Origin of the sequence: Parasphingorhabdus sp. (genome assembly GCF_036568145.1) — a bacterium.
Classification (GTDB): Bacteria; Pseudomonadota; Alphaproteobacteria; order Sphingomonadales; family Sphingomonadaceae; genus Parasphingorhabdus.
Map to the genome: position 1 here is coordinate 165891 of NZ_DATCTC010000039.1, position 24494 is coordinate 190384.

The following is a 24494-nucleotide window of genomic DNA, read 5'->3' on the forward strand; positions in this document are numbered from 1 at the left end:
CTGAGCTTGTCGAAGGGTGTTCCCAGGTCGAGGAGCGAGGTTCGACAGGCTCACCACTAACGGAGAGGCCAATAACGGATGGCGTAATCTGGTTAGGATCAGCCAAGTTTCGCGCCTTCCGGAATAGTCGTGCCGCGCAGGAAGTCAGCCAATGCCATTTTGGGCTTTCCGGCCTTCTGGATCAGGGCCGGAGTGATCGCGCCCGTGCCGCATATTATGGTCAGCTTGTCATTTATCACGGTGCCCGGCTCCACATCCGGGGAGATGTCTTCGCTGTCCCTGGGATGGGGCGGTGCACCGTGGATTATGGCGCTGTGTATTCTGTAGCGTTCGCCGTCATATTCAAAAAATGCGCCCGGTACCGGATTAAAGGCGCGAATCTGCCGCACCACCTGTTCCGCCGGTTGTGCAAAGTCGATCCGCGCTTCTTCCTTCGTGATTTTCTTGGCATAGGTAGCCATTGCATCATCCTGGATTTCGGGAGGATGGTCACGCGGAATTGCGAGATATTGCACCATCATTTCCGCGCCGGTTTGAGCCAGCTCGTCGGTCAGTTCGCCAGCGGTTTTCGTCCCGACCTCGGTGGTGGATTTCAGTAGCATCGGCCCGGTATCCAGCCCGCGTTCCATCTGCATAATGGTAATGCCGGTTTGTTCGTCGCCTGCCAAAATGGCCCTCTGAACCGGGGCCGCACCGCGCCAGCGCGGCAATAGCGAACCGTGAATGTTAAGACATCCCATGCGCGGCGCATCCAATATCGCCTGGGGCAGGATAAGTCCGTAAGCCGCAACAATGGCTGCATCCAGATCTAGAGCGGCAAACTCTGCCTGTGTCTCTTCGTCCTTCAAGGACGTTGGCACGCGAACGGTAAGGCCCAGTTCCTCCGCAGCCTGCTGAACGGGCGAGGGGGTCAGTTTCTTTCCGCGACCGGCGCGGCGCGGTGGCTGTGAATAGACGGCGACAATCTCATGACCGGCTGCGTGTAGCGCGCGCAGGGCGGGAACCGCAAAATCGGGCGTGCCCATGAACGCAAGGCGCAGTTTTTCGGGAGATAATGTGGTCATAGGATCGCCTGATTTCTGGCTTCGCTGGTTTCAAAGTTCACAAAGTTCACACCAAGACGCGTTTTTTGCGCCCCACGGAAATCCGGTTCCGGCCCAAGGGGTTTTGCGGATATGCAGATACAGCGAGTCATGGGGCCTCCCTACCGAAACTCGGCCATGTAGGACAGCAATTTCCGGCTTATGATCCTCTAATGATCTGGAAGAACATGTTTATGGTAGCAGCGCGCGCGGCTTGGCTTTAAAGATCAGGGCATGGCATCACAAGAGATCGAAAATCTGGTTCAGGTTCTTTCCAAACTTCCCGGTTTGGGGCCACGCTCGGCCCGGCGGGCGGTGTTGCACCTGCTCAAGCGTCCGGAAACGACGATGAAGCCGATCATGGCTGCGATGGAGCAGGTGAGCGCCAATCTTGTCACTTGCGAGGTTTGCGGCAATGTCGATACACAAAATCCCTGCCAGATATGTCAGGACCCGCGCCGGGATGAAAAATCGCTCTGCGTGGTTGAGGAAGTATCGGACCTTTGGGCGCTCGATAAATCCCGGCTGTTTCCCGGCAAATTCCATGTGCTGGGCGGGCGGTTATCGGCGCTGGATGGCGTGCGGCCCGAAGATATTGCAATCGACAAGCTTATTGCCCGCGTGGAAAAGGGCGGCATTGATGAAGTCGTGCTGGCCATGAATGCGACGCTTGAGGGGCAGGCAACGGCGCATTATATTGCCGAACGGCTTGAAAACTATCCGCTGCGGCTCAGCCAGCTTTCCCATGGTATACCTGTTGGCGGAGAGCTGGATTATCTCGACGAGGGCACATTGGCACAGGCGCTGCGCTCACGTAGGCCAATAAACAGCGATAGATGAATTCGGGCGCTTGACGTTTTCGGGCAAAATACCTAAATTTAGGACATGGCTATTTTACCGATCCTTGAGGTTCCCGACCCGCGTCTGAAAACTGTTTCAGAGCCGGTTACTGTGTTTGATGATGAGCTGAAAACGCTGATCGCGGACATGTTTGAAACCATGTATGACGCGCCGGGCATTGGCCTTGCCGCGATACAGGTCGGTGTGCCCAAACGGATTTTGGTAATCGACCTTCAGGAACCCGTGGAACATGACCATGAACATGGCGAGCATTGCAACCATGACCATGAAGTCATCCGCGACCCGCGCGTGTTTATCAATCCCGAAATCCTGAACCCTTCGGAAGACCTTTCGGTTTATAGCGAAGGCTGCCTCTCTGTGCCGGACCAATATGCCGATGTCGAACGGCCATCCGCGATCACGGCCCGTTGGCAGGATGAAGACGGCAACAGCCATGAAGAACAGATTGACGGCCTGCTCGCAACCTGTTTGCAGCATGAGATGGACCATCTGGAAGGTATATTGTTCATCGACCACCTGTCCCGCCTGAAACGCCAGATGGTTCTGAAAAAGCTGGCGAAACTACGTAAAGAAGCGGCGTAAGCGATCACCCCCTAATCCGTCATTCCCGCGCAGGCGGGAATCCAGCTTGATTGTCTGGAAGGCTCCGCTTTGTGTATAAGACACCGGCTGCTGCTGAAATTACGACATAAAAAAGCCAACTTGCAACTCGCCTGACTCCAGTGTAAGTTCCTGTTTCGTTCTATCTGGAGGGGCTTGTCTTGGACGCTATCACCGCACTGACTGTTGTTATCGCATTATTTTTGGGACTGGGCCTGGGCTGGTTTGCCGGTGTGCGCGTGGGAAAAGGAGCGGCCAAGGCTGCGGAGGAGGCCACCGCGTCCCTGCGGATGATGCTGGATAGCGTGACGGCGGAGCGGGAAGAAGCGCGATCGGAGCGCGATAACTTGCGTGAAGAGCGCGATACTGCGCGTCAATCCTTGGCTTCGGTGGAGGCCAGCGCCCGCAATTTGACGGAGGAACGCGACAGCGCGCGCTCCGAACGCGATACGCTTCGTCAGGACCGCGATATGGCACGGCAATCACTGGCGACGCTGGAAGCGGATGCCCGCAATCATGAAAAGCAGTTGAAGCAGTTGATTGAAGCGAAAGAGGCGCTGTCCGCGCAATTTTCCGAAATCGGAGCAAAAATGCTCGATGAAGCGCAGGACAAGTTCCTGAAGCGCGCCAACCAGCGGTTTGAAGAAGCCAATGAAAAGGGCGGCGCGAAAATTGAAAAACTGCTCCAGCCGGTGAATGAGCGGCTTTCTGCTTACGAGAAAAGCGTTCACCAGATCGAGAAGGAACGGACCGAGGCATATGCCGGGATCACTGCGACGATCGAACAGGTGCGTTTGGGGCAGGACAGGGTGCAGCAAGAGGCCGCACGGCTTGTAAACAGTTTGCGTAACGCCCCGAAATCGCGTGGCCGCTGGGGGGAGCAACAGCTCAAAAATGTGCTCGAAACCTGCGGATTGTCGGAACATACGGATTTTGTCACAGAGCAAAGCATCGACACGGAAGACGGGCGGTTAAGGCCGGATGCAGTGATCAGCGTGCCGGGTGGCCGCAAGCTGGTGATCGATGCGAAAGTGTCGCTTAATGATTATCAGGACGCCTTTGCAGCGGAGGATGATGCGGCGCGCGACCATGCGATGGGGCGGCATTGCATTTCCATGAAGGCGCATATCGATGGCTTGTCGAAAAAGGCTTATTGGGACCAGTTTGAAAATGCGCCCGATTATGTGATCATGTTCGTGCCGGGTGAGCATTTTCTTTCCGCCGCTTTGGAGCATGAACCGGCGCTGTGGGATCATGCTTTTGAGAAAAAGGTCCTGCTCGCCACGCCGACCAATCTGGTCGCTATCGCCCGCACGGTGGCTGGCGTCTGGCGGCAAGAGAAAATGGCCGCAGAAGCCAAGCAGATCGGGCAATTGGGCAAGGAAATGTATGATCGGCTTGCCGTGGCCGGGGAACATCTGAAACGCATGGGAACGGGACTGGGCAGTGCGGTTGGCAATTATAACAAATTTGTCGGCAGCTTTGAACGCAATGTCATGGCGACAGGCCGCAAATTTGCGGAGCTGAACATTGAAACGGGCAAGAAAAATCTCGACCCCGTGGCAGAGATAGAAGCCCTGCCGCGCTATTCCGCCTCTGAGGAAACAGCGATGCTTGAAGATGATAGCATTAAAGCAAATGACGGGGCGAATAAGAACCCAACAGAAGAAGCAGCGGAATAGAGTCCTTATTCAGGCACCGTCGCTTGCATTGTCTTCGCCAGCACTGCCTTCGCTCACGCTGGCTTCGGTTGCCGGACCGGATAATATATCGCCGCCGCAGCCGGTTTGATAACCGGCATTGCTGACGGCCACTTTTACGGTGTCCGCATATTCGTTGTCGCTCATGCCATCATTGCATTTTTGGGCGGATGCTACGGTTACGGTAATATTATGCTGGTCGTTAAAGCCCTTTATTTCCCAGCCCGTCGGTGTCTTCTTCATCCTCTGGATGGGGAGAGTAAAGTCATTGGTGGCTTCCGGCGATGAGTAGGCAATCTGGTCATCCTTGATTTCAATGGACCAGAAGGGTTCTGTACCGATGGCTTTATATTCGGCCAGTTTTTCTTCTACTGGAGGCGCTTCGGGCGGTTCGGAATTGCAGGCCGTTAATAATAAAGGCAATGCTGCTATGGGCAATATTATGTTTTTCATGTCTCTCTCCCTAAGAGCATGATAGCATATTGATAAATATTACAGAATAGGAATTATTTCCGGCGCTGGTTAAGCACTTCATAAGCCATGACAGCGCCCGCAACTGCGGCGTTCAGACTGTCTGCCTTGCCCATCATCGGCATTTTGACCAGATGATCGCAAGCCGCTTCATATTCCGGGGGAAGGCCCTGGGCTTCGTTGCCGATCAACAGGAATGTCGGCGCTTCATAACGGACGGACTGGTAATCCTTGTCGGTGTTCAGGCTGGTGCCGATCAGTTGTCCGTCACCAGCGCGCAGCCACTCCAGAAAGTCACTCCACGAAGCCTGCGCTATTTTCTGCGTGAATATCGCGCCCATGCTGGCCCGCACGGCTTCGACCGAAAAGGGATCGACGCAGTCGTCAATCAATATCAAACCGCCAGCCCCCACGGCATCGCCAGTGCGTAATATGGTGCCAAGATTTCCGGGGTCACGCAGCGACTGGGCAACCATCCAGATGCCCGATGCACTGCGGTCAAGGTCAGCCAGCGCGGTCGGATGATCCTCATAAATGCCGATGATGGATTGCGGATTGGATTTGCCGGACAGCTTGGCTATAATCGCTTCGCTGGTTTCAATCACTTCGCCGCCATTTTCAAAAACCGCCTGTTCGATTTTCCGGGCGAGGGGGTGCAGATCGGTATCTTCGACGACCACCAGCAATTTCGGTGTTATCCCGGCGTCCAGCGCCTCTGTCAGGATCCGCAGACCTTCGGCGAGAAAATGGCCTTCGCGTTTGCGATGCTTTTTCTCGCGCAGGCTTTTGAGTCGTTTGATTGTCGGGTTGGAAAATCCGGTTATCTGGCGTCGTTCAAAGGTGGAATTTTCGGAAGGCATGGTTTTTAATCCTCGCCAAAGCCGTCAACGACCAGTCCGGCGAGTTTTTCCAATGCGCTTGCGGCCTGATCGCCTGCCACGATAATCTCGATATTGTCGCCTTTGGCCGCGCCCAGCATCATCAGGCCCATGATCGACGTGCCGGTTACTTCAACACCGTCTTTGGCAACTTTGACCGACAGATGCGCAGGCAATTTGCTGACATAGGTGACGAATTTTGCACTGGCTCTGGCATGAAGGCCGCGGTTATTGGTGATGGCGACGGTCTTGCGATACTCGCTCACGCATCTGTTCCCAGGATTTCCGATGCAACGCTGATATATTTTTGCCCGGCTTCCTTGGCAGCAGCCACGGCGTCATTCACGTTCATGCATTTGCGCGCGCCATCCAGACGGATGAGCATGGGCAAATTCACCCCTGCGATAACTTCGACCTTGCGCTTTTCCATCAAGGAAATGGCAAGGTTGGACGGCGTGCCGCCAAACAGGTCGGTCAGGATGATAACGCCTTCGCCATCATCAACCTTCGCAATGGAATTGGCAATTTCCTCCCGCCGCTGCTCCATGTCATCATGGGGCCCGATGCAAACGGATAGAATCCCTTTTTGCGGGCCAACAACATGTTCCATGGCCGTTATAAATTCCACGGCCAAGCGGCCATGGGTAACAAGAACCAAACCGATCATTGCTATTAAATACCCTTATTTCTTCCGTTTAAATCCTGAATCGCCTCAAATGCTTCCATAGGGCGGGATGTCAGATTGCGATGGACGACAGTGGGCGAAAATCCGGCCCCATGCAACCTTTTGCTAAGCACTTCGGCAATATGTACCGATCTGTGACGCCCGCCGGTGCAACCTATGCCGATATTGACATAGGCTTTGCCCGCCTTGATATATTTTGGCAGCAGGAATGTCAGCGTATCCTCAAACTTGTCCAAGGCTTCGGCATAGGCGGAATCCTTGGCAATATACTCCCCAACCGGTTCATCCAGCCCCGTCAGCATTTTCAAATCGGGGTCCCAGAACGGGTTGGACAAAAACCGCACATCGAAAAGCAGATCGATATTATTGGGCAGGCCGCGTGAAAAGCCGAAACTGGTTATGGTCACTGTCGTAGTTTCAGTGTTTTGCAGGCTGAACTCTGCGCGAATCCGCTTTTGCAGGTCGTTGGTGGAAAGCGTGGTTGTATCAATAACATGGTCTGCCCATCGGCGGATGGAATCGAATGTGTTGCGTTCTGCCGCAATGCCTTCTTTTGCCGGACGATCAAGGGCGAGGGGATGCCGCCGCCGCGTTTCGCTATAGCGGCGCTCCAGCTCGCTCCCCGCGCAATCCAGATAGAGCATGGAGATATGATAATTGTCAGTTTCCTGCAGTTTCTTGATGCCCTTGATCAGGTTGTCATGATTGAAACCGCGGGTCCGGCTGTCAAATCCAATGGCCAGCGGAGGATCTGCATCACCGTGTGAGCGGGACGGCGGTGTTTTCAGAAGACGCTCGACAAGACGGATGGGGAAATTGTCGATGGTTTCCCAGCCAATATCCTCAAGCGTCTTCAATGCGGTTGTTTTTCCCGCACCCGACAAGCCCGTGACCAGCAGAACATGCTTTTTTGTCGTCACGATTATGCGCCTTCCGCCCGGTGCAAAAGCCGGTTTAACGCCATCTCCACTTTGATCGGAGCACTGGCCTCAATAGGGTTAATGGCTATGGTCGGAATCTTGATTGTCATGATTGTCTCTGTCTGGCTATCCATCGGATAGCGCTCAACTTGTGATTTTAACTGCACCTGGAGCATGAGGGGAATATTCGAAACATGCTCGCAGTCAAAAATGCCCAGTGAACGCACCTCCATTTTCCCTGCGATTCTGGCAGGTGCTTCCATCACTATCTGGCTATCATGAAGGTAAAGGTCAACATAGTCATCACAGATAAGATTTGCCCCCCGGTCAATGAGGCGCAGAGCCAGGTCGGATTTGCCGGAATTGGACGGTCCGGATATCAGGATGCCGGCGCCATTAATGGCGACACAGCTTGCATGGCGTGTCTCTTTTTCCATGAAGGGGACTATATCATAATTCTGCTTTGGGCAGGCGGATTTCGAAACATGCCCCTTGCTGTCCGTCCGGGCGGTCAATGGCCCTGATCGTGCCGTCATGCCCTTCTATAATCGTCTTGGCGATGGCAAGGCCAAGCCCGCTATGCTTGCCAAACTCCTCACCCGATGGCCTGTCGGAATGGAATCGTTTGAAGATATTCTGGCGATGTTCATCCGCTATGCCCGGCCCCTGATCCGCAACCTGGATGACAACTTCTTCGGCATCCGGGGTAGCCAATATTTCGATCAGCCCGTCTGGCGGCGAAAAGGATACGGCGTTGTCCAGGATATTGCTGAATACACGTTCCAGCCGGTCGTCATCGCCCATGACCATGGCAACGCCGCGTCCGGGACGCGCAAAGGCAATTTTTATGTCTTCGTTGGTCGTTCGCTGTTCGCGGGCGGCGAGAAGCTGATCCAGCATTTTTCCGACATCAACCGGTTCGAATTTGGTCCTTGCCAGTTCGGCGTCCACGCGGGATGCTTCGGAAATATCATTGATAAGCCGGTCGATGCGGCGCACATCATCTTTGGCGACGTCTAGCAACTGGTTTCGCAAATCCGGATCATCGACCCGTTCCAGCCCTTCCAAAGCCGATCGTAACGAGGCGAGCGGGTTTTTGATTTCATGGCTGACATCTGCGGCGAAGGCTTCGGTCGCGTCTATGCGATAACGCAAGGCGGCGCTCATATCGGCCAGCGCGCGGGCAAGCTGCCCAATTTCATCACGTCTGCCCGGCATCCTGGGGACGGTGATTTCCGGCGCACGGCCCAGCCGCACGCGGATTGCTGCACGCGCCAGTTTGCGTATCGGGCGCACAATGGTCCGCGCTAGAAATAAGGATAATAATATCGAAACAATGGCAGTGAGGAATATGACCTGAACGACATTAGTTCGCTCTGCCCGGACAATCCGCGTTATATCCCGCGCATTGCTGGTGAGTAGCAAAACCTGACCGCTGGCCGGCACACGGGATGCGGCGATTATGACAGGGGTGCGGTCCGGCGCATAACGAACAGCACTATTGGGCTCTTGATTTTGCGAGAGCGATTTTATCTCCGGCCAGGCCGAAGCAATGTCTTGCTCTGGTTCTTCGAAATCAAACACGGGTGCGCTAAGAACTAAAAAATCAACTGACTTGTCTAGCGCCCTGGCAACATCTTTTCTCCAAGGCTCCTCTTCCGGGTCCCTGAATTCATAGGTCGGCTCTGCCAGTTCAAAACTATCGGCGATTTTTACTCCGTTTTCATCATAAAGCCGCAAGCGGGCCTCCAGATGGGATGCAAAGTTCACCAGCAATTCACTCCGGTTGGCGGGTGATTGCATGTCCAGCGCTTCGCCGATGATCCGGGTTTGAACGCGGGCCTGATAAAGTCGCTCCCCGGTCAGTTCATCCCGGTAATTATCGAGGTAAAACAAACTGCCGGCAAGCAAGGCTATCGCCAAGATATTGACCGCCAAGATGCGGGTGGTCAGCGACAACCGCGCAGACCAGCGCAAGGACCAGTCGGCATCATTGACGCCGGTTTCGGGCTCATTATCGCAATTATCATCCTCGCCAGCGGGGTAATTCTTGCCGGAAGGATTGTTCATGCTGGAAAGGTTATTCCTGATAGCGATAACCGGCTCCATAGAGGGTGTCGATGGCATCAAATTCGGGGTCGACTTCCCGGAATTTGCGGCGCAGACGCTTTATATGGCTGTCGATAGTGCGGTCATCTACATAAACATCGTCCTGATAGGCGGCATCCATTAACTGGTTCCGGCTTTTCACTACGCCGGGACGATTGGCGAGTGTTTCCAGTATCATGAATTCGGTGACGGTCAGGGTTACGTTATTACCGCGCCATTTCACCAGATGCCGGGCCGGATCCATTTCCAGATTGCCCCGAACCAGTGGCTCCAGCCCTTCCGTATCGGCATCTTCGTCCGATAATTTCATCAGCTCTGTCCGCCTGAGAATGGATTTGACCCTTGCGATAAGCAAACGCTGGGAAAACGGTTTCTTGATATAATCATCCGCGCCCATCGCAAGACCAAGGGCTTCGTCTAGTTCCTCGTCCTTTGAGGTCAGGAAAATAACCGGCAGATTGCTTTTCTCCCTGACGCGGCGGAGCAGTTCCAGCCCGTCCATTTTTGGCATTTTTATATCGAAAATGGCAAGGTCGGGCGGATTGTCGAGTATGGCTTGCAACGCCGCTTCGCTGTCCGAATAGACCCTTGTTACAAAACCTTCTGCCTGCATCGCAATGGATACAGAGGTTAAAATGTTTCGGTCATCGTCAACCAGGGCAATATTTGCGGACATCGAATATGGTCATCCTGTGATCGATAAAAATTTCAGATAAATGCTGAACTTACCAACTAATTCAACCACCGCCATTGCACAAGGTTACTTCTTACAATCAGCATTTGTTAAGGATATTATATCCGGCGGTATGGATCAGGATTCTTTGTAGGGCGGGTTCTGTTATTTGACCAAATCGTCATCGTGATATAAGCGCTCCACGAATATACCGACTCCGGTAAATATCCATTCCTAATTCCAGCCCTAGGGGAATAATCGTGTCAAAAATCTCGCCCGTAACATTAAAAGACCAAGGCATTGCCACATCGGCAAAGCAGCAATGGAACCTGGGCACACCAGCTTTGGTCGAACAGGCAGTATCACGGGGCGAGGGTTATTTGGCCAAAGATGGTCCGCTTGTTGTTGAAACGGGCAAGCACACGGGACGCTCTGCAAAAGACAAGTTCATGGTGCGCGACGCCGAAACCGAGAACAGCGTTTGGTGGGGCTCCACCAATGTCGGTATGACGCCGGAACATTTTGCCGCTTTGAAAGAAGATTTCCTGAAAGCGCTCGTCGAAAAAGACACTCTTTATGTGCAAGACCTGTTCGGCGGTTCGCAGCCCGAACATCGTGTGAACGTCCGCGTTATCACCGAGCTTGCATGGCACAACCTGTTCATCCGCACGATGCTGGTCCGCCCGACAAATGATGAGCTGGCGGCATTTGAGCCGGAATATACGATCATCGACCTGCCAAGTTTCAAATCGGATCCCGATCGCCACGGAACGCGCAGCGAAACGGTTATCGCCGTGAACCTGACAGAGAAAATGATCCTGATCGGCGGTACTGCTTATGCTGGCGAAATGAAGAAATCCGTATTCGGATTGCTCAACTATCTGTTGCCGCTCGACTCGGTCATGCCAATGCACTGTTCCGCGAATATCGGCCCCGAAGGCGATACCGCGATTTTCTTTGGTCTGTCGGGAACAGGCAAAACGACATTGTCAGCCGATGCCAGCCGCACCTTGATTGGCGATGACGAGCATGGCTGGTCCGATACCGCTGTGTTCAACTTTGAAGGCGGCTGCTATGCCAAGATGATCCGCTTGTCCGAAGAAGCTGAGCCTGAAATCTTTGCGACAACGCGTCGTTTCGGTACGGTGCTGGAAAATGTCGTGATGGACCCCGACACACGCGAACTGGACCTTGACGATGGCAGCAAGGCGGAAAATACGCGCGGCGCCTATCCGATTGATTTCATCCCCAACAGCTCTGAAGAGAATATGGGACCGGTCCCGAAAAACATCATCATGCTGACCGCCGATGCGTTTGGCGTATTGCCTCCCATCGCGCGCTTGACGCCGGAGCAGGCCATGTATCACTTCCTGTCGGGTTATACGGCCAAAGTGGCGGGCACGGAAATCGGTGTGACCGAACCGGAAGCGACATTCTCAACCTGTTTCGGTGCGCCGTTCATGCCGCGTCACCCTTCCGTTTACGGAAACCTGCTGAAAGAACGCATTGCCAAAGGCGGTGTGCGGTGCTGGCTGGTCAATACCGGTTGGACCGGCGGCAAATATGGCGAAGGTCGCCGGATGCCGATCAAGGCCACGCGCGCTCTGCTCAATGCTGCGCTGGATGGCAGCCTGAACGATGCCGAGTTCCGCATTGATGACAATTTCGGTATCGAAGTTCCGGTATCTGTTCCCGGCGTCGATAGCGCAATTCTCGATCCGCGCTCGACCTGGTCAGACCCGGCAGCTTATGACGATACAGCCCAGAAGCTGGTCAAATTGTTCATCGATAACTTCGAACAGTTTGCCGAGCATGTAGATCAGAATGTTCGGGAAGCTGCGCCAACTCTGGCTTGATCCGGGCAGGTAACGGCCTGATATATTAACGCAATTACCGCGGCCCGTTCGCGGTAATTGCGATTTCAACCGATTGGCCATTTTCGACGGGGGTGATGGAAAGCCTTTCCCCCGCATTAAAGCCGTCAATGACCGCTTCCTCTTCGACTTTTCCGTTTGTGGCAATGTCATGGATGATGCGGACCAGTCGTTTGACCACCTCGTTCGGCGCATAATCGGACGGGGCGCTGATGCGGATTTCCTGACCGGCGAAATAGGATAGGCCGGATGTCTGCATCTTCCCGTCGGGCAATTGCGTAATCGCGACTTGCACCAGCACCGGAAACGGACCGCCCGCAATATAATGGTCGATGGCCCCGATAAAATAATCAAACCCGATGTGAAGCTGCGCGGGACGCCAGATGATGCTGCTCGCCTTGATCGAATGTCCGATGTGACGCGCCAGGTCGAGCAAGGCGCGGTTAATCGTCCCGTCGGATTTTGCCGCCGATATATGCTCGGTCAGTGCAATGCCGATACCGGATAATTGCTTTTCGGGCGTTTCGCAAAAAATATGCTGTAAATCTGTATCAGCAAGGCTTTGAGTGATTTCATCCGCGCTATAATGGACCAAATCAAAAGCCATGCCGCTAGTCACCGCCCTTAATCTGTCCAGATTCTCATATTGCGACGGAGCAAAATAAATGTCGGTGGAAGCCTGATCGGAAAGGGTCAGATCCTTCAGGGCAAAATCCTGCGGGATATCAGCCAAGATCAATAATGGTAGATCGCTTTGCACCTTCGGTCCTTACCTGATTTGGATGTGAAGACATGTTCTTTCTATGTTCTGCACTTTTCTTGTCCATAGCACAATCATCGGGCATGTCGATATTCATCCCTAATGGACAATTAAGGATGAATAGGGATGATGAAATGAAATTGGGGTGCTATCGACGCACTATTGCTATGAAGGAGCTGGCCGTTGGCTGATTGGGTGTTATCTGTAATGATGCTGGCCGGTGCGGGCCTGTTAATTGGCGGGGTTTATTTGTTATTCACCCGCAAAAACAGGAAACAGGGCATATTGATGCTGGTAGCATCTATGGTCATGTTTCTGAATGTCGCAATCTGGACGGTTCCCGCGCCTGCACCCGATGCTACGACCAATTCGAGCAATAACGAGATTACAGGCGCTGAGGGATAGTTGAGGCTAGATAAGCCTATTTAATCGGCGAATCGGGTGCCAGACGCATATCGAGATAATTGTCCACGGACGCCATCAGCAGATCCATTTCATTTTCATAGAAATGATTTGCGCGAGGGATTTCATCATGATGGATGGTGATATGTTTTTGCGTCCGCAATTTATCGACAAGTTTCTGGACAGCGCTTGGCGTCACGACTTCATCATTAACGCCCTGAATGATAATCCCGGACGATGGGCAGGGGGCAAGGAAGTTAAAGTCATACATGTTTGCAGGCGGAGAGACGGAGATGAATCCGCGCACTTCCGGGCGGCGCATCAATAGCTGCATGCCAATCCATGCACCAAAGCTGTAGCCGGCGATCCATGTCGTCTGTGCTTCCGGATGGATGCTCTGCACCCAATCCAGCGCGGAAGCGGCGTCGGAAAGCTCGCCAATGCCATTGTCAAAAACACCCTGTGAGCGGCCAACGCTCCGGAAATTAAAGCGCAATGTCGCAAAGCCGCGGCGCACAAAGGTCTTGTACATGGCCTGTGTTATGCGGTCATTCATTGTTCCGCCTGCTTGCGGGTGCGGGTGAAGGATCATTGCGACCGGCGCGCGTTCGCGTGGTCCGGGGCTGAATCGGCCCTCTAGTCTTCCTTCGGGTCCGGCAAAAATTACGTCAGGCATGGCTTTTATACTCTATCGTCAAGATTATCATTTGAATGGCAGTAAAAGGCGGTTTAGCTTTTACGCTGATTGAAGCGTCTATATAGGGTCAGTTCGATATTTCGCAACTCAATCCGGCAATCAAGAAGGGATATGACAGCATTTATGTCGCAAAAGAAACGTATCTATCTGGACTATGCTGCGACTGTGCCGATGCTGGATGTCGCCCGCGAAGCCTGTTTGCAGGGCTTGGATCAATGGGCGAACCCGTCTTCTCCCCATGCGGATGGCCGCGCCGCCGGGGCGATGCTTGAAAAGGCACGCCAGAGGCTGAAATCCGCGCTCGACTGGGACGGAGAGGTCATTTTTACCAGCGGGGCGAGCGAAGCCATTAGACTCGCGCTCAAACAGACAAAGCTGGTGAGGCAACTGGTTTCCCCGGTCGAGCATGATGTTGTTTTGCGCTTTTCCCAAGGAGCCACCATCCTTCCGGTTGATGCGAACGGCATGGTGTCGCCTGTGCAATTGGATGACATGCTGAAAAACGGCGAAGGGCAAGCATTGGTCGCCGTGCAGTCGGTCAATAACGAAACCGGCGTCATGCAGGATATGGAAGCGATTATCAAAGTGACGCGGGATCAAGGAGCGGTGCTATTTGCGGATTGCGCCCAATCTGCGGGGAAAATGCCGCTGCCCGATGCGGATTTGATTGCCATTGGGGCGCATAAATTTGGTGGCCCGCCAGGCGTCGGGGCGTTGCTGGTCAAGGACTTGCAAGTGCTTCATGCCACAGGCGGTCAGGAACAGGGTTACCGCTCCGGTACGCAGAACCTGCCCTATATCATAGCGATGGTTGCCGCGCTTGAGGCTCCGGCCAACTGGATGGAGCGGGCGGAGGAACTGCGCGCGCAACTGGACAATGCCATAAAGGCCGAGGGCGGAGAAATTATCGCGGAAAACGCGCCGCGCATTGCGACGATTGGCAGCTACCATATGCCCGGAGTCGCCGCGAATACACAGCTCATCAAGTTTGATATGGCCGGTTTTTCCGTTTCCGCAGGCAGCGCCTGTTCATCCGGCACTTTAAAGCCAAGCCATGTTCTGGGCGCGATGGGCATTGATGAGAAAAGCGCACGAGAGGTCATCCGCGTGAGCATAGGCCGCGACACGAGCCGTTCGGATATTTATGACTTTATCGAGCAGTGGAAATCCATCTATAGCGCGGCAAGAGGGGCTTAATCCTGTGGCAAAAGACCCGATTTATCTGGATAACCAGGCGACAACTCCGCTGGCCCCTGAAGTATTTGACGTCATGGTCCCATGGCTTCGTGACAATTTCGGTAATCCGCACAGCGCCCATATACTGGGGCGCAAAGCCGCTGCGGCTGTGGAAGTGGCAAGGGAACAGGTGGGTGAACTTTTGCCAAAAGGCGGAGACCTGTTGTTCACCGGAAGTGCGACAGAGGCGATTAACCTTGGATTTGGCGCTTCCTATGCCGGGCAGGCAGCAGGGCGGAACAAAATCATCGTACTGGAAAGCGAGCATGCGGCGGTCCGCGATACGGCGCTGTCTTACACTAAGCGGGGTTTTACCGTTGAGATGCATCCGGTTGGTTCTGACGGCATAGTGTCGCTGGACCAGTTAAGCGCGGCGATAGATGATAAAACCGCGATTGTGGCGGCCATGCTGGTCAATAACGAGATTGGCGTCATTCAGCCTGTCGAGGCCATCACCGAATTGGCTCACCGGAAAGGCGCATTGATGCTGTGCGATGTTGTACAGGGCTATGGCCGTGTCGCGATACCGGAACATATCGATATGGCCGCTATTTCCGCGCACAAAATCTATGGCCCCAAGGGGATAGGGGCGCTGTGGGTGCGTGACGGAATTGCTTTGCCGCCGCTGATCCATGGCGGCGGTCAGGAGCGCGGCATACGCTCCGGCACATTATCCCCGGCCCTATGCGCCGGCTTCGGGCGGGCCGCTGCACTTTGTCAGGACCGCTGGGACAGCGATGCGGCGCATATCGGTGCGCTGGCGGACAAAGCGATGGACTGTTTTGCGGACTGGACTGTCAACGGATCAACCAGCCATCGGTATGTAGGGAATCTGAATATCCGCAGGGAAGGCATTGATGTTGCACGCTTAATGTCTGATGTGCGTAGCGTCGCATTTTCTGCGGGATCGGCCTGTGCCAGCGGTTCGGGCAGACCAAGCCATGTCTTGGCGGCATTGGGTCTGGAACCCGCGCAAATCAAATCCTCTATCCGCTTGGGATTTGGTCGCTACAATGACCTGAAAGATATTGAAATGGCATCAAAATTTATAAACGAAGCGGTTGAGGCGCAGCTTGTATGAGTGACATTAAAGTGAATTTTATCAGTGCCGATGGCAAGCATGTTGTCACAGCAACGGCATCCGAAGGTGATGATCTTCTGACCATTGCCCAGATTAATGACCAGCCTCTTGAAGGCACTTGCGAAGGGCAGATGGCCTGCTCCACCTGTCATGTGATTGTCTCGGCCGAGGATTTTGAAAAACTGCCCCAGGCAACCGAGATGGAAGAGGATATGCTCGACCTTGCCGCCGGGGCGCGGAGGACGAGCCGTTTGGCCTGCCAGATCATATTGACACCGGAACTGGATGGCCTGACAGTGCGTATCCCATCCGAAAGCCACAATATGCAAGGGATATAAGGGAGGATAATGATGCTGGATCGTAGGACTTTGCTGCTTTCATCTACATTGCTGCTGGCCAGTGGCTGCATGGCGGGACGAAGACAAGCGAGCATTATGAGCAATCCCGAGTTTGAAGCGATAGAAAGACGCATTGGCGGGCGTCTTGGCGTGGCTTTGGTCAACGGGGAAGGCAATCTGATAACGTCGCATCGCGCCGCAGAGCGTTTTGCCATGTGCTCGACATTCAAAGCGCCGCTCGCGTCGGCATTGTTCGCGGCCCATGAATCAGGCACGGTTGATATGCATGCCAGGTTTGCGGTCAAGTCGGAGGATGCGGTGCCATATATGCCGTTTGTTGAACAAAGGATGAAAGATGGTCAGCCGGTCACGCTGTATGAACTGGCGCGGGCAGCGATTACTTTGAGCGACAATGCCGCTGCCAATCTTGTGTTGAAAGCCATTGGCGGCCCGGCAGGATTTACCAGATTTGTGCGTGAACACGGCGATTCTGTAACGCGCCTTGACCGCATGGAGCCGGAACTGAACGAAAACGCACCCGGTGATCCGCGCGATACAACCACGCCGGTCGCTATGGCCAGATTGCTGCAAACGCTGGCTATCGAAGGCGCATCGGTTGATGAGGGCAAACGCACCTTGCAAACATGGCTGAAGGAGAGCGAGACGGGAGCCTCCCGTATTCGTGCCGGCTTGCCCAAGGGCTGGCCGGTTGGAGACAAGACCGGAACGGCACCAGGCGGGATTGCGTTCAATGACGTCGCAATCATCTGGCCTTCATCCGAACCGACGGAAAAGAAGCCCGTCATATTGGCGGTCTATACCGACCGTCCCAAGGCTTCAGCGCAAAAGGTTGATGCGGCGATAGCGGACGTTGCCAGAACGGCCGCAGGATTAATCCAGAGTAACCAGTCAGGCTGATTGCCGAAACCATTTGGAACGATAACCCAGATCACATGTTATATGATTAGCTCAATGGGGAACGCCTATTGGGGCAAATTCCTTCAATCCAGGAGAATTAGCATGTCAATTGCAAAGGTTACGGAAGTTATTTCATCATCAACGGTAAGTATGGAAGATGCAGTGAAGAGCGGAATAGAGCGTGCATCCAAAACTATCGAAGGTATATCCGGCGTCTGGGTAAAAGACACCAAGGCGACAATTAAAAATAATAAAATTGAGGAATGGCGTCTAACGCTGGCGATCACGTTTGTTCTGAACGATTGATCCACCTCTTGCAATCCGCTCCCGCTGGCGCCATATGCGCAGCGGGAGTCGGGTGGACGTAGTGTTCGCCAACCCGGTCAGGTCCGGAAGGAAGCAGCCGTAACGATTTTTCTGCGGGTCACCCGGCTCCTACTTACAATATCCATGCAGGCTGTTTGTCCCATTCTACCTTTTAGGCCCAATCGCTGTTTAGTCTTCGACAAGCAGGCGGCGAGGCCCTAAACTTACCCGCATGTCCGATTCACCCGATATATTTGCAGCCAGCGGTGTAGAAGCGCCGGTTGATCCGGTTCCCGCTGCAGCGCAGCCGTACCGCGTTCTGGCGCGTAAATACCGGCCTTCCAGCTTTGCGGAACTGATCGGGCAGGATGCCATGGTCCAGACGCTGGCCAACGCGATTAAACGCGACCGGTTGGCGCATGCCTTTTTGATGACCGGTGTGCGCGGAGTCGGCAAGACATCGACTGCGCGCCTGATTGCCAAGGCGCTCAATTGCATTGGCGAAGACGGGCAGGGCGGTCCGACAATCGACCCCTGCGGCAAATGCGAGCCATGCCGCTCGATTGCCGAGGGTAGTTTTATCGACGTTATTGAGATGGACGCGGCGAGCCATACCGGGGTTGACGATGTTCGTGAAATTATCGAAGCCGTGCGCTATTCCTCTGTCTCTGCGCGTTACAAGATTTATATCATCGACGAAGTTCACATGCTGTCCAAAAACGCATTTAATGCGCTTTTGAAGACGCTGGAGGAGCCGCCAGCCCATGTGAAGTTCATCTTTGCGACAACGGAAGTGAACAAAGTGCCGATCACGGTGCTTTCCCGTTGCCAGCGGTTTGACCTCAAACGGATCAAGGCGGAGCAGCTTTCGGCACATTTCGCCTATGTCGTTGAGCAAGAGGGCGTTCAGGCAGAGCAGGAAGCGCTGGATTTAATCGCTCAGGCGGCGGAAGGATCAGTCCGCGACGGACTTTCCATCCTCGACCAGGCGATTGCGCATGCGGACATGGCCGATGCCGATGGCGCCGGACATGATGCCGGAAATGGCCATAGCGTTATTAAGGCGGCGCAAATCCGCGAAATGCTGGGCCTGTCCGACCGCGGTGCGGTGCGCCGTCTGTTCGGGTTGCTGCTGGAGGCGGAGTCCGCAGCGCTGCTTGATGCGATTGACGAACAATATCGTATCGGGGTTGAGCCTTTGTCGCTGATGAACGGGCTATTGTCGCTCTGTCATCAGGTGACTTTGTGCAAGGTGGGGCGGGCCAGTGATCCGACATTATCGGACGAGGCCAAATCGTTGTTGAGCGCTTGGGCCGAAAAACTATCTTACCCTGTTCTCCATCGCTTATGGCAGCTTCTTCTGAAAGGATATGAAGAAGTGCAGCAGGCCCACCGGCCAAGAGAAGCCTGTGACATGGCGTTGCTGCGTATCGTCTGTGCCGCCGAAATGCCGGATCCGGGTGAGCTGGTAAAAATGCTGCAGCAAGGTTCGGCCGCTTCCTCGCCTTCCTTGTCTGCTCCGCCGCCCATAACGGCTCCGGCTTCTGAAACGGCGCCTTTGTCTGTGGTGGATAGCCCTGCAAATGAACCGCAGGCCCCTGATGCAGCACAAGCTGCACCGGCCACGACACCGGCAGCGCCAGTAGAAAGCTCAACAAATGCTCTGCCGAAGGATTTTCAGGCAGTAATCAATATTGTCGGCAAAGCGTCACCTATATTGGAAAGCATATTGGTGGCCGATATGCGTATCGTCAGTTTCTCCGCTCCGGTGATCGAATATCAATCCGCGCGGCCGATTGCCGCATCGGATATCAAGAAAATTACTGATGTGTTGAAAGACGCCACCGGCGCGGTCTGGACCATCAAGGAAGGGAAGGGCGAGGCGAAGCCCAGCATTGCCGAGCAGATACAGTTGGACCAGGAGGCCGCCACACAGGCCATTTTGGAATCGCCGATGGTGAAAGCGGCATTTGAAGCCTTTCCCGACGCGGAATTATTAGAGGATGACACAGATAATGTCATTCCTGAAGCAAGGAGCTCACAAGCATGAAATCTATGGAAGAAATGATCAAAGCGGCGCAGGAAGCTGCGCAAACGGTTCAAGCCCAGATGGAAGAAGCCCAGTCGCGGCTTGAAAGCATCGAGGTGGAGGGCAAGTCCGGCGGCGGACTGGTATCCGTCAAGGCAACGGCCAAGGGCCGCATTTTGGGCGTTAGCATTGATGACAGCCTGATGAAGGCCGAAGAAAAAGGCATTTTGGAAGATCTGGTCGCAGCGGCATTTAATGATGCACGTGACCGGGCGGATGCTGTTAGCAACGAAGAAATGAGCAAAATGTCCAGCGGCATGGGTCTGCCTGCCGGATTCAAGTTGCCATTTTAGCGATATTGGCAGGTGTGCTGTAGATATTAACTAAGTGATTGAAGGTGATTTCATAATGGTTGAAGTCATCTGCGCACGCACCATATAGATTGCGAAGCGTTCCGGTGAACGCATAGTTTGGAGTATCCATGTCTCAGTCTGAATCCACACCTACTAATCCTGAAGCTAAGGCACTGCCGTTATTGCCGCTGCGCGATATTGTGGTGTTTCCTAATATGATCGTTCCGCTGTTTGTCGGGCGCGATAAATCTGTTGTCGCGCTGGAACAGGCGATGGACGGTGACAAGGAAATTTTCCTCGTTTCACAGCTTGATCCGGCCGAAGATGATCCGGCTCGTGACCAGCTTTATGATCTGGGCGTAGTAGCGACCGTGCTGCAACTTTTGAAATTGCCCGACGGCACGGTTCGCGTGCTTGTCGAAGGTAAACAACGCGCAGAGCATGTCTCATTGGAAGATCAAAGCGAAGGCTATGTTCTGGCTAATGTGGAACTGATCGAGGAACAGACAGCAGAAGGGCATGAAGTTACAGCCCTGATGCGCTCAGTCGTCGAGCAGTTTGAAAATTACTCAAAACTTAACAAGAAAATGCCTGCCGAAACGGTGGTTCAGCTTGGCGAGATTGATGAAGCGTCCCGTCTGGCCGACGCGGTTGCGGCTAATATCAATATCAAAGTGTCTGACAAGCAAAGCCTGTTGGTCGAAGGCGATCCGGTCAAACGTCTGGAAATGGCCTTTGCCTTCATGGAAGGCGAGCTTGGCGTTCTTCAGGTGGAAAAGAAAATCCGTGGCCGTGTGAAGCGCCAGATGGAGAAAACCCAGCGCGAATATTATCTGAATGAACAGATGAAAGCGATCCAGCGCGAACTTGGCGACGGCGAAGACGGCGAGGGCGACGAACTGTCGCTGCTAGGCAAGAAGATCGAGGAGACAAAGCTCTCCAAAGAAGCCAGGGCCAAGGCCACGGCGGAATATAAAAAGCTGAAAGGCATGCAGCCGATGTCGGCGGAAGCCACGGTTGTCCGCAATTATCTGGACGTTCTGCTTGGTCTGCCCTGGGGTAAAAAGTCCCGGCTGAAGAAAGATATCAAACAGGCCGAGAAGGTTCTGGATGATGACCATTTCGCGCTTGAAAAAGTGAAAGAACGGATCATCGAATATCTGGCTGTGCAAACACGTACGAACAAGCTGAAAGGTCCGATCCTTTGTCTTGTTGGCCCTCCCGGTGTCGGTAAAACGTCTCTTGGCCGTTCTATTGCGCGTGCCACGGGCCGCGAATTTGTGCGCCAGTCACTTGGCGGCGTGCGGGATGAAGCCGAAATTCGCGGGCACCGGCGGACCTATATTGGATCGCTGCCCGGTAAAATCGTGTCGAACCTGAAAAAAGCAGGCACATCCAATCCGCTATTCCTGCTGGACGAGATTGACAAGCTGGGTCAGGATTTCCGCGGCGATCCCGCTTCGGCCTTGCTCGAAGTGCTCGACCCGGAACAGAATGACAAGTTTCAGGATCATTATCTGGAGATCGATATCGATCTTTCGGACGTGATGTTTGTCACTACCGCAAACTCGCTCAATCTGCCGCAGCCTTTGCTTGACCGGATGGAAATCATCCGGCTTGAAGGTTATACGGAAGACGAAAAGGTCGAGATCGCCAAACGTCACCTGCTCGAAAAGCAGATTGACGCGCATGGCCTGAAAAAAGGCGAATTTACTCTCCGTGACGATGCGCTGCGCGACCTGATCCGCTATTATACGCGCGAAGCCGGTGTGCGGACATTGGAGCGCGAGATTGCCAAACTGGCCCGTAAAGCGCTGCGCCGGATATTGGAAGGCGAGTATAAGAGCGTCGAAATCACACCCGATAACCTTCCCGAATATGCCGGTGTCCGTAAATACCGGCACGGTGTTGGCGAGGAAGAAAACCAGGTGGGCGCTGTCACCGGTCTGGCATGGACGGAAGTTGGCGGTGAACTGCTGACCATCGAATCCGTGACGGTTTCGGGTAAAGGACAGATCAAAACAACGGGTAAGCTGGGCGAAGTGATGACTGAATCCGTTCAGACCGCACTTTCCTTCGTAAAGGCACGCGCGCCCTCTTATGGCATTAAACCCAGTGTTTTCAGGCGTAAGGATATTCATATCCACTTGCCAGAAGGCGCTGTACCGAAAGATGGCCCGTCCGCGGGTGTCGGTGTAGTAACCGCGATTGTCTCCACTTTAACGGGTATAGCCGTCCGCAGGGATGTTGCCATGACCGGCGAAGTAACTTTGCGCGGCCGTGTTTTGCCGATTGGCGGCCTGAAGGAAAAATTGCTGGCGGCTTTGCGCGGCGGGATCACCACCGTGCTGATCCCGGCGGAGAATGAGAAGGATCTGGTCGAGATACCAAAGAATATTACGTCATCTCTAAAGATCATTCCGGTCGCCCATGTGGACGAAGTTCTTGCCGAGGCACTGACCGAAAAGGTCGAGCCAATCGAGTGGAGCGATGCAGATGAATTGGCCAGCCATGCTACGGCTCCTCTGCCCGAGGAAACGGGATTCACAGCACGGCATTAATGGCGGTTAAGCGTGAGTCGTCACTGAATGTCATTTTTATGACCAGTGACGATTTACCGAAAATCCGGGCCGAAATAGGCCAAAATCGGTTGAAAACTAACAATTTACCATGAATATTGCATCTTTGGACCAAAAATGGCTATTTTCCTTTGACTCAAGGGCCAATCTTGTAGTTACTGCCTTCGGACAAAGACGTGATCCAATCAATTTTTGCTTTCTAGAGAAGGGGGGATTCCCAATATGAATAAACAGGATCTTATCAGTAGCGTTGCAGACCAAAGTGGTCTTAGCAAAAGCGATGCCGGCAAAGCCGTTGACGCAGTTTTTGATTCCATCACAAGTTCACTGAAGAGTGGCAACGAAGTCCGCCTCGTCGGTTTCGGCACATTCTCGACTTCAAAGCGTAAAGCTTCTACCGGCCGTAACCCACGCACGGGTGAGCCAATGCAGATTCCTGCATCTACACAAGCAAAATTCAAAGCCGGCAAGGGCTTGAAAGACGCCGTTAATTAATAACTAAATACGGGAGGGGCGCTTTAAGCGTCCTTCTTTTTCCGTTCTTTGTTTGAAAAAGCAGGCGGGTTCCAATGGGGCCCGCCTTTTTCATTGGCTCAATATTCACAAAGCGAAAAGTTGCGGGATATTAACGCGCGCACGCGTCAGGGGGTCGCGAAATAGCGATCCAATCATCAGTATATGGGGATTATGGTAGACGCTACAGGGATCGAACCTGTGACCCGCTGATTAAGAGTCAGCTGCTCTACCAACTGAGCTAAGCGTCCACTTCTCTGGCGCTATAAAGAGTAGCTTCGCCGCGTCAAGCGGGAATGCGATTTTCTGTTTTGATTACCCGAATGTTCCGGGCCGTCTTCCCGGATGCCGGTCGATGGACATTAATATTCCGATACAGATCATGATGGTCATCATGGATGATCCGCCGTGGCTCAGAAAGGGCAGTGGGATACCGACCACCGGGGCGAGGCCCATCACCATCATCAGATTGATCGCTACATAGAAGAAGATCGTTGTCGTAAGACCTGCCGCGACAAGCTGGGAGTAACGTGTTTTGGCCCTGAAAGAAACGCCTAGGCCCCAGCGGAACAGCAAGAAGAAACCAAGCAGAACCACAGCCCCGCCCATCAGGCCCCATTCCTCTGCCATGGTTGCAAACACAAAGTCGGTATGTCCTTCGGGCAGGTAATCCAGATGGCTTTGCGTGCCATTGAGAAAGCCTTTACCAAAAATACCGCCGGAGCCGATTGCGATTTTGGACTGGCTGATATGGTAGCCCGCGCCAAGCGGGTCATTTTCGGGGTTAAGGAAAGTCGTCACGCGGCGTTGCTGATATTCTTCCAGCCCAAAGAAAAAGGCGAGAGGAGCTATCACGATAATGGCCGCCGCACCGCCCATGAATAGCCGCATGGGAAGGCCAGCCAGAAAGGCTACGGTCAGTCCGCCGGCGAGAACGGTGATTGTAGTGCCGAGGTCCGGCTGTATCAGGATCAGTCCGCAAGGTACGGCGAGCAGCACCAGGAACGGCCATATCGCGCTCCAGCTGTTAATCTGGTTTGCGGGCAGAATGTCATAGAAACGCGCGACGGCAAGAATGATTGCCGGTTTCATCAATTCGGAAGGCTGAATCCGGATGAAGCCAAGGTTTAGCCATCGTTGGCTACCGCCGCCCACTGCGCCGATCAATTCGACGCCCATCAGCATGATGACCACGACAATAAAGACCGGAAAGGAAATCGCCTTCCAGAATTGCTCTTTGAAACGGGAAAGGACAATCGCCATCAGCAGGAAGACCAAAAACCGCAACATATGCAGTCCAGCCCATGGGGTCAGGCTTCCGCCAGCCGAAGAATAGAGCACGATAAAACCGAAGCTTGCCATGGCCAGTAACAGCAATATTGTTTTCCACGGCAGTTGCGCGATGGGAGCGGGGACAAAATCGTTCAAC

Annotated in this window: 26 protein-coding genes, 1 tRNA gene and 1 other RNA gene; 15 read left to right on the plus strand and 13 right to left on the minus strand. The window is 53.8% G+C overall.

The genetic code is table 11. From position 1 onward, the window contains the following. Positions 1-98: 98 nt before the first annotated feature. On the minus strand, positions 99-1040 hold the full coding sequence (gene fmt, locus VIN76_RS16015) for a methionyl-tRNA formyltransferase (protein WP_332042914.1): 942 nt from the start codon (positions 1038-1040) through the stop codon (positions 99-101). 276 nt (positions 1041-1316) lie between these two features. Here fmt and recR point away from each other — a divergent pair, with 276 nt between their 5' ends. From recR to rmuC, 3 genes are all read left to right on the plus strand, one after another. Further along, positions 1317-1922: a recombination mediator RecR gene (gene recR, locus VIN76_RS16020; protein WP_332042868.1), complete on the plus strand. Its 606-nt coding sequence runs from the start codon at positions 1317-1319 to the stop codon at positions 1920-1922. 45 nt (positions 1923-1967) lie between these two features. Beyond that, a complete protein-coding gene (gene def, locus VIN76_RS16025) occupies positions 1968-2525 on the plus strand; it encodes a peptide deformylase (RefSeq protein WP_332042869.1) in 558 nt (185 codons plus the stop codon). A 179-nt stretch (positions 2526-2704) separates the two neighbouring features. Continuing rightward, entirely contained in the window at positions 2705-4225 is a 1521-nt protein-coding gene (gene rmuC, locus VIN76_RS16030) for a DNA recombination protein RmuC (RefSeq protein WP_332042870.1), read from the plus strand. Positions 4226-4234: 9 nt separating this feature from the next. Here the strand turns inward: rmuC and VIN76_RS16035 are convergent, their stop codons facing one another. The 8 genes from VIN76_RS16035 to VIN76_RS16070 are packed head-to-tail and all read right to left on the minus strand — an operon-like array spanning position 4235 to position 9982. Continuing rightward, positions 4235-4696, minus strand: a complete 462-nt coding sequence (locus VIN76_RS16035; RefSeq protein WP_332042871.1) for a hypothetical protein — start codon at positions 4694-4696, stop codon at positions 4235-4237. A gap of 53 nt (positions 4697-4749) precedes the next feature. Next, a complete protein-coding gene (locus tag VIN76_RS16040; RefSeq protein WP_332042872.1) occupies positions 4750-5574 on the minus strand; it encodes an RNA methyltransferase in 825 nt (274 codons plus the stop codon). A gap of 5 nt (positions 5575-5579) precedes the next feature. Further along, positions 5580-5858 (minus strand): HPr family phosphocarrier protein, encoded by a 279-nt coding sequence (locus VIN76_RS16045; RefSeq protein ID WP_332042873.1) that lies wholly within the window; start codon positions 5856-5858, stop codon positions 5580-5582. Further along, positions 5855-6259: a PTS sugar transporter subunit IIA gene (locus VIN76_RS16050; RefSeq protein ID WP_332042874.1), complete on the minus strand. Its 405-nt coding sequence runs from the start codon at positions 6257-6259 to the stop codon at positions 5855-5857. Before VIN76_RS16050 ends, VIN76_RS16045 begins: the two co-directional genes overlap by 4 nt. 5 nt (positions 6260-6264) lie before the next feature. Beyond that, positions 6265-7203, minus strand: coding sequence for an RNase adapter RapZ (rapZ, locus tag VIN76_RS16055; protein WP_332042915.1), 939 nt, complete (start codon positions 7201-7203; stop codon positions 6265-6267). Next, positions 7200-7634, minus strand: coding sequence for an HPr kinase/phosphatase C-terminal domain-containing protein (locus tag VIN76_RS16060; RefSeq protein ID WP_332042875.1), 435 nt, complete (start codon positions 7632-7634; stop codon positions 7200-7202). The genes rapZ and VIN76_RS16060 overlap by 4 nt, the downstream gene beginning before the upstream one ends. A 13-nt stretch (positions 7635-7647) precedes the next feature. Continuing rightward, positions 7648-9267 (minus strand): ATP-binding protein, encoded by a 1620-nt coding sequence (locus VIN76_RS16065; protein ID WP_332042876.1) that lies wholly within the window; start codon positions 9265-9267, stop codon positions 7648-7650. Between the two features lie 10 nt (positions 9268-9277). Continuing rightward, positions 9278-9982 carry a response regulator transcription factor gene (locus VIN76_RS16070; RefSeq protein ID WP_332042877.1) on the minus strand — a complete coding sequence of 235 codons (705 nt, stop codon included), beginning with the start codon at positions 9980-9982 and terminating at the stop codon, positions 9278-9280. Between the two features lie 257 nt (positions 9983-10239). Here VIN76_RS16070 and VIN76_RS16075 point away from each other — a divergent pair, with 257 nt between their 5' ends. Continuing rightward, positions 10240-11835: a phosphoenolpyruvate carboxykinase gene (locus VIN76_RS16075; protein WP_332042878.1), complete on the plus strand. Its 1596-nt coding sequence runs from the start codon at positions 10240-10242 to the stop codon at positions 11833-11835. Between the two features lie 34 nt (positions 11836-11869). Here the strand turns inward: VIN76_RS16075 and VIN76_RS16080 are convergent, their stop codons facing one another. Further along, positions 11870-12613, minus strand: a complete 744-nt coding sequence (locus tag VIN76_RS16080) for a hypothetical protein (protein WP_332042879.1) — start codon at positions 12611-12613, stop codon at positions 11870-11872. Between the two features lie 183 nt (positions 12614-12796). On the opposite strand from VIN76_RS16080, the gene VIN76_RS16085 reads away from it, so the two are divergent. After that, positions 12797-13018 carry a hypothetical protein gene (locus VIN76_RS16085; RefSeq protein ID WP_332042880.1) on the plus strand — a complete coding sequence of 74 codons (222 nt, stop codon included), beginning with the start codon at positions 12797-12799 and terminating at the stop codon, positions 13016-13018. Positions 13019-13034: 16 nt separating this feature from the next. On the opposite strand, the gene VIN76_RS16090 is transcribed toward VIN76_RS16085, so the two are convergent. Then, a complete protein-coding gene (locus VIN76_RS16090) occupies positions 13035-13691 on the minus strand; it encodes an alpha/beta hydrolase (RefSeq protein WP_332042881.1) in 657 nt (218 codons plus the stop codon). Positions 13692-13823: 132 nt separating this feature from the next. Between VIN76_RS16090 and VIN76_RS16095 the strand changes: the two genes are divergently transcribed. From VIN76_RS16095 to VIN76_RS16140, 10 genes are all read left to right on the plus strand, one after another. Beyond that, positions 13824-14909: a cysteine desulfurase family protein gene (locus tag VIN76_RS16095; protein WP_332042882.1), complete on the plus strand. Its 1086-nt coding sequence runs from the start codon at positions 13824-13826 to the stop codon at positions 14907-14909. 4 nt (positions 14910-14913) lie between these two features. Next, positions 14914-16029 (plus strand): cysteine desulfurase family protein, encoded by a 1116-nt coding sequence (locus VIN76_RS16100; RefSeq protein WP_332042883.1) that lies wholly within the window; start codon positions 14914-14916, stop codon positions 16027-16029. Further along, positions 16026-16367, plus strand: coding sequence for a 2Fe-2S iron-sulfur cluster-binding protein (locus VIN76_RS16105; protein ID WP_332042884.1), 342 nt, complete (start codon positions 16026-16028; stop codon positions 16365-16367). The genes VIN76_RS16100 and VIN76_RS16105 overlap by 4 nt, the downstream gene beginning before the upstream one ends. 9 nt (positions 16368-16376) lie before the next feature. Further along, positions 16377-17285 (plus strand): class A beta-lactamase, encoded by a 909-nt coding sequence (gene bla, locus VIN76_RS16110; RefSeq protein WP_332042885.1) that lies wholly within the window; start codon positions 16377-16379, stop codon positions 17283-17285. A gap of 102 nt (positions 17286-17387) precedes the next feature. Then, on the plus strand, positions 17388-17591 hold the full coding sequence (locus tag VIN76_RS16115) for a dodecin family protein (protein ID WP_332042886.1): 204 nt from the start codon (positions 17388-17390) through the stop codon (positions 17589-17591). Positions 17592-17632: 41 nt separating this feature from the next. Further along, an RNA gene (gene ffs, locus VIN76_RS16120) (signal recognition particle sRNA small type) lies at positions 17633-17727 on the plus strand. A 96-nt stretch (positions 17728-17823) separates the two neighbouring features. Then, a complete protein-coding gene (locus tag VIN76_RS16125; RefSeq protein WP_332042887.1) occupies positions 17824-19641 on the plus strand; it encodes a DNA polymerase III subunit gamma/tau in 1818 nt (605 codons plus the stop codon). Next, complete coding sequence (locus VIN76_RS16130) at positions 19638-19973, plus strand: YbaB/EbfC family nucleoid-associated protein (RefSeq protein WP_332042888.1); 336 nt, start codon at positions 19638-19640, stop codon at positions 19971-19973. The genes VIN76_RS16125 and VIN76_RS16130 overlap by 4 nt, the downstream gene beginning before the upstream one ends. A gap of 128 nt (positions 19974-20101) precedes the next feature. Then, complete coding sequence (gene lon / locus VIN76_RS16135; RefSeq protein ID WP_332042889.1) at positions 20102-22534, plus strand: endopeptidase La; 2433 nt, start codon at positions 20102-20104, stop codon at positions 22532-22534. A 240-nt stretch (positions 22535-22774) separates the two neighbouring features. Next, positions 22775-23047, plus strand: coding sequence for an HU family DNA-binding protein (locus VIN76_RS16140; protein WP_332042890.1), 273 nt, complete (start codon positions 22775-22777; stop codon positions 23045-23047). A gap of 193 nt (positions 23048-23240) precedes the next feature. Here VIN76_RS16140 and VIN76_RS16145 read toward each other — a convergent pair. Together VIN76_RS16145 and rodA are read right to left on the minus strand one after the other, a co-directional pair. Continuing rightward, positions 23241-23316, minus strand: a tRNA-Lys gene (locus tag VIN76_RS16145). Between the two features lie 64 nt (positions 23317-23380). Further along, complete coding sequence (gene rodA, locus VIN76_RS16150) at positions 23381-24493, minus strand: rod shape-determining protein RodA (protein ID WP_332042891.1); 1113 nt, start codon at positions 24491-24493, stop codon at positions 23381-23383. Position 24494 lies beyond the last annotated feature (1 nt).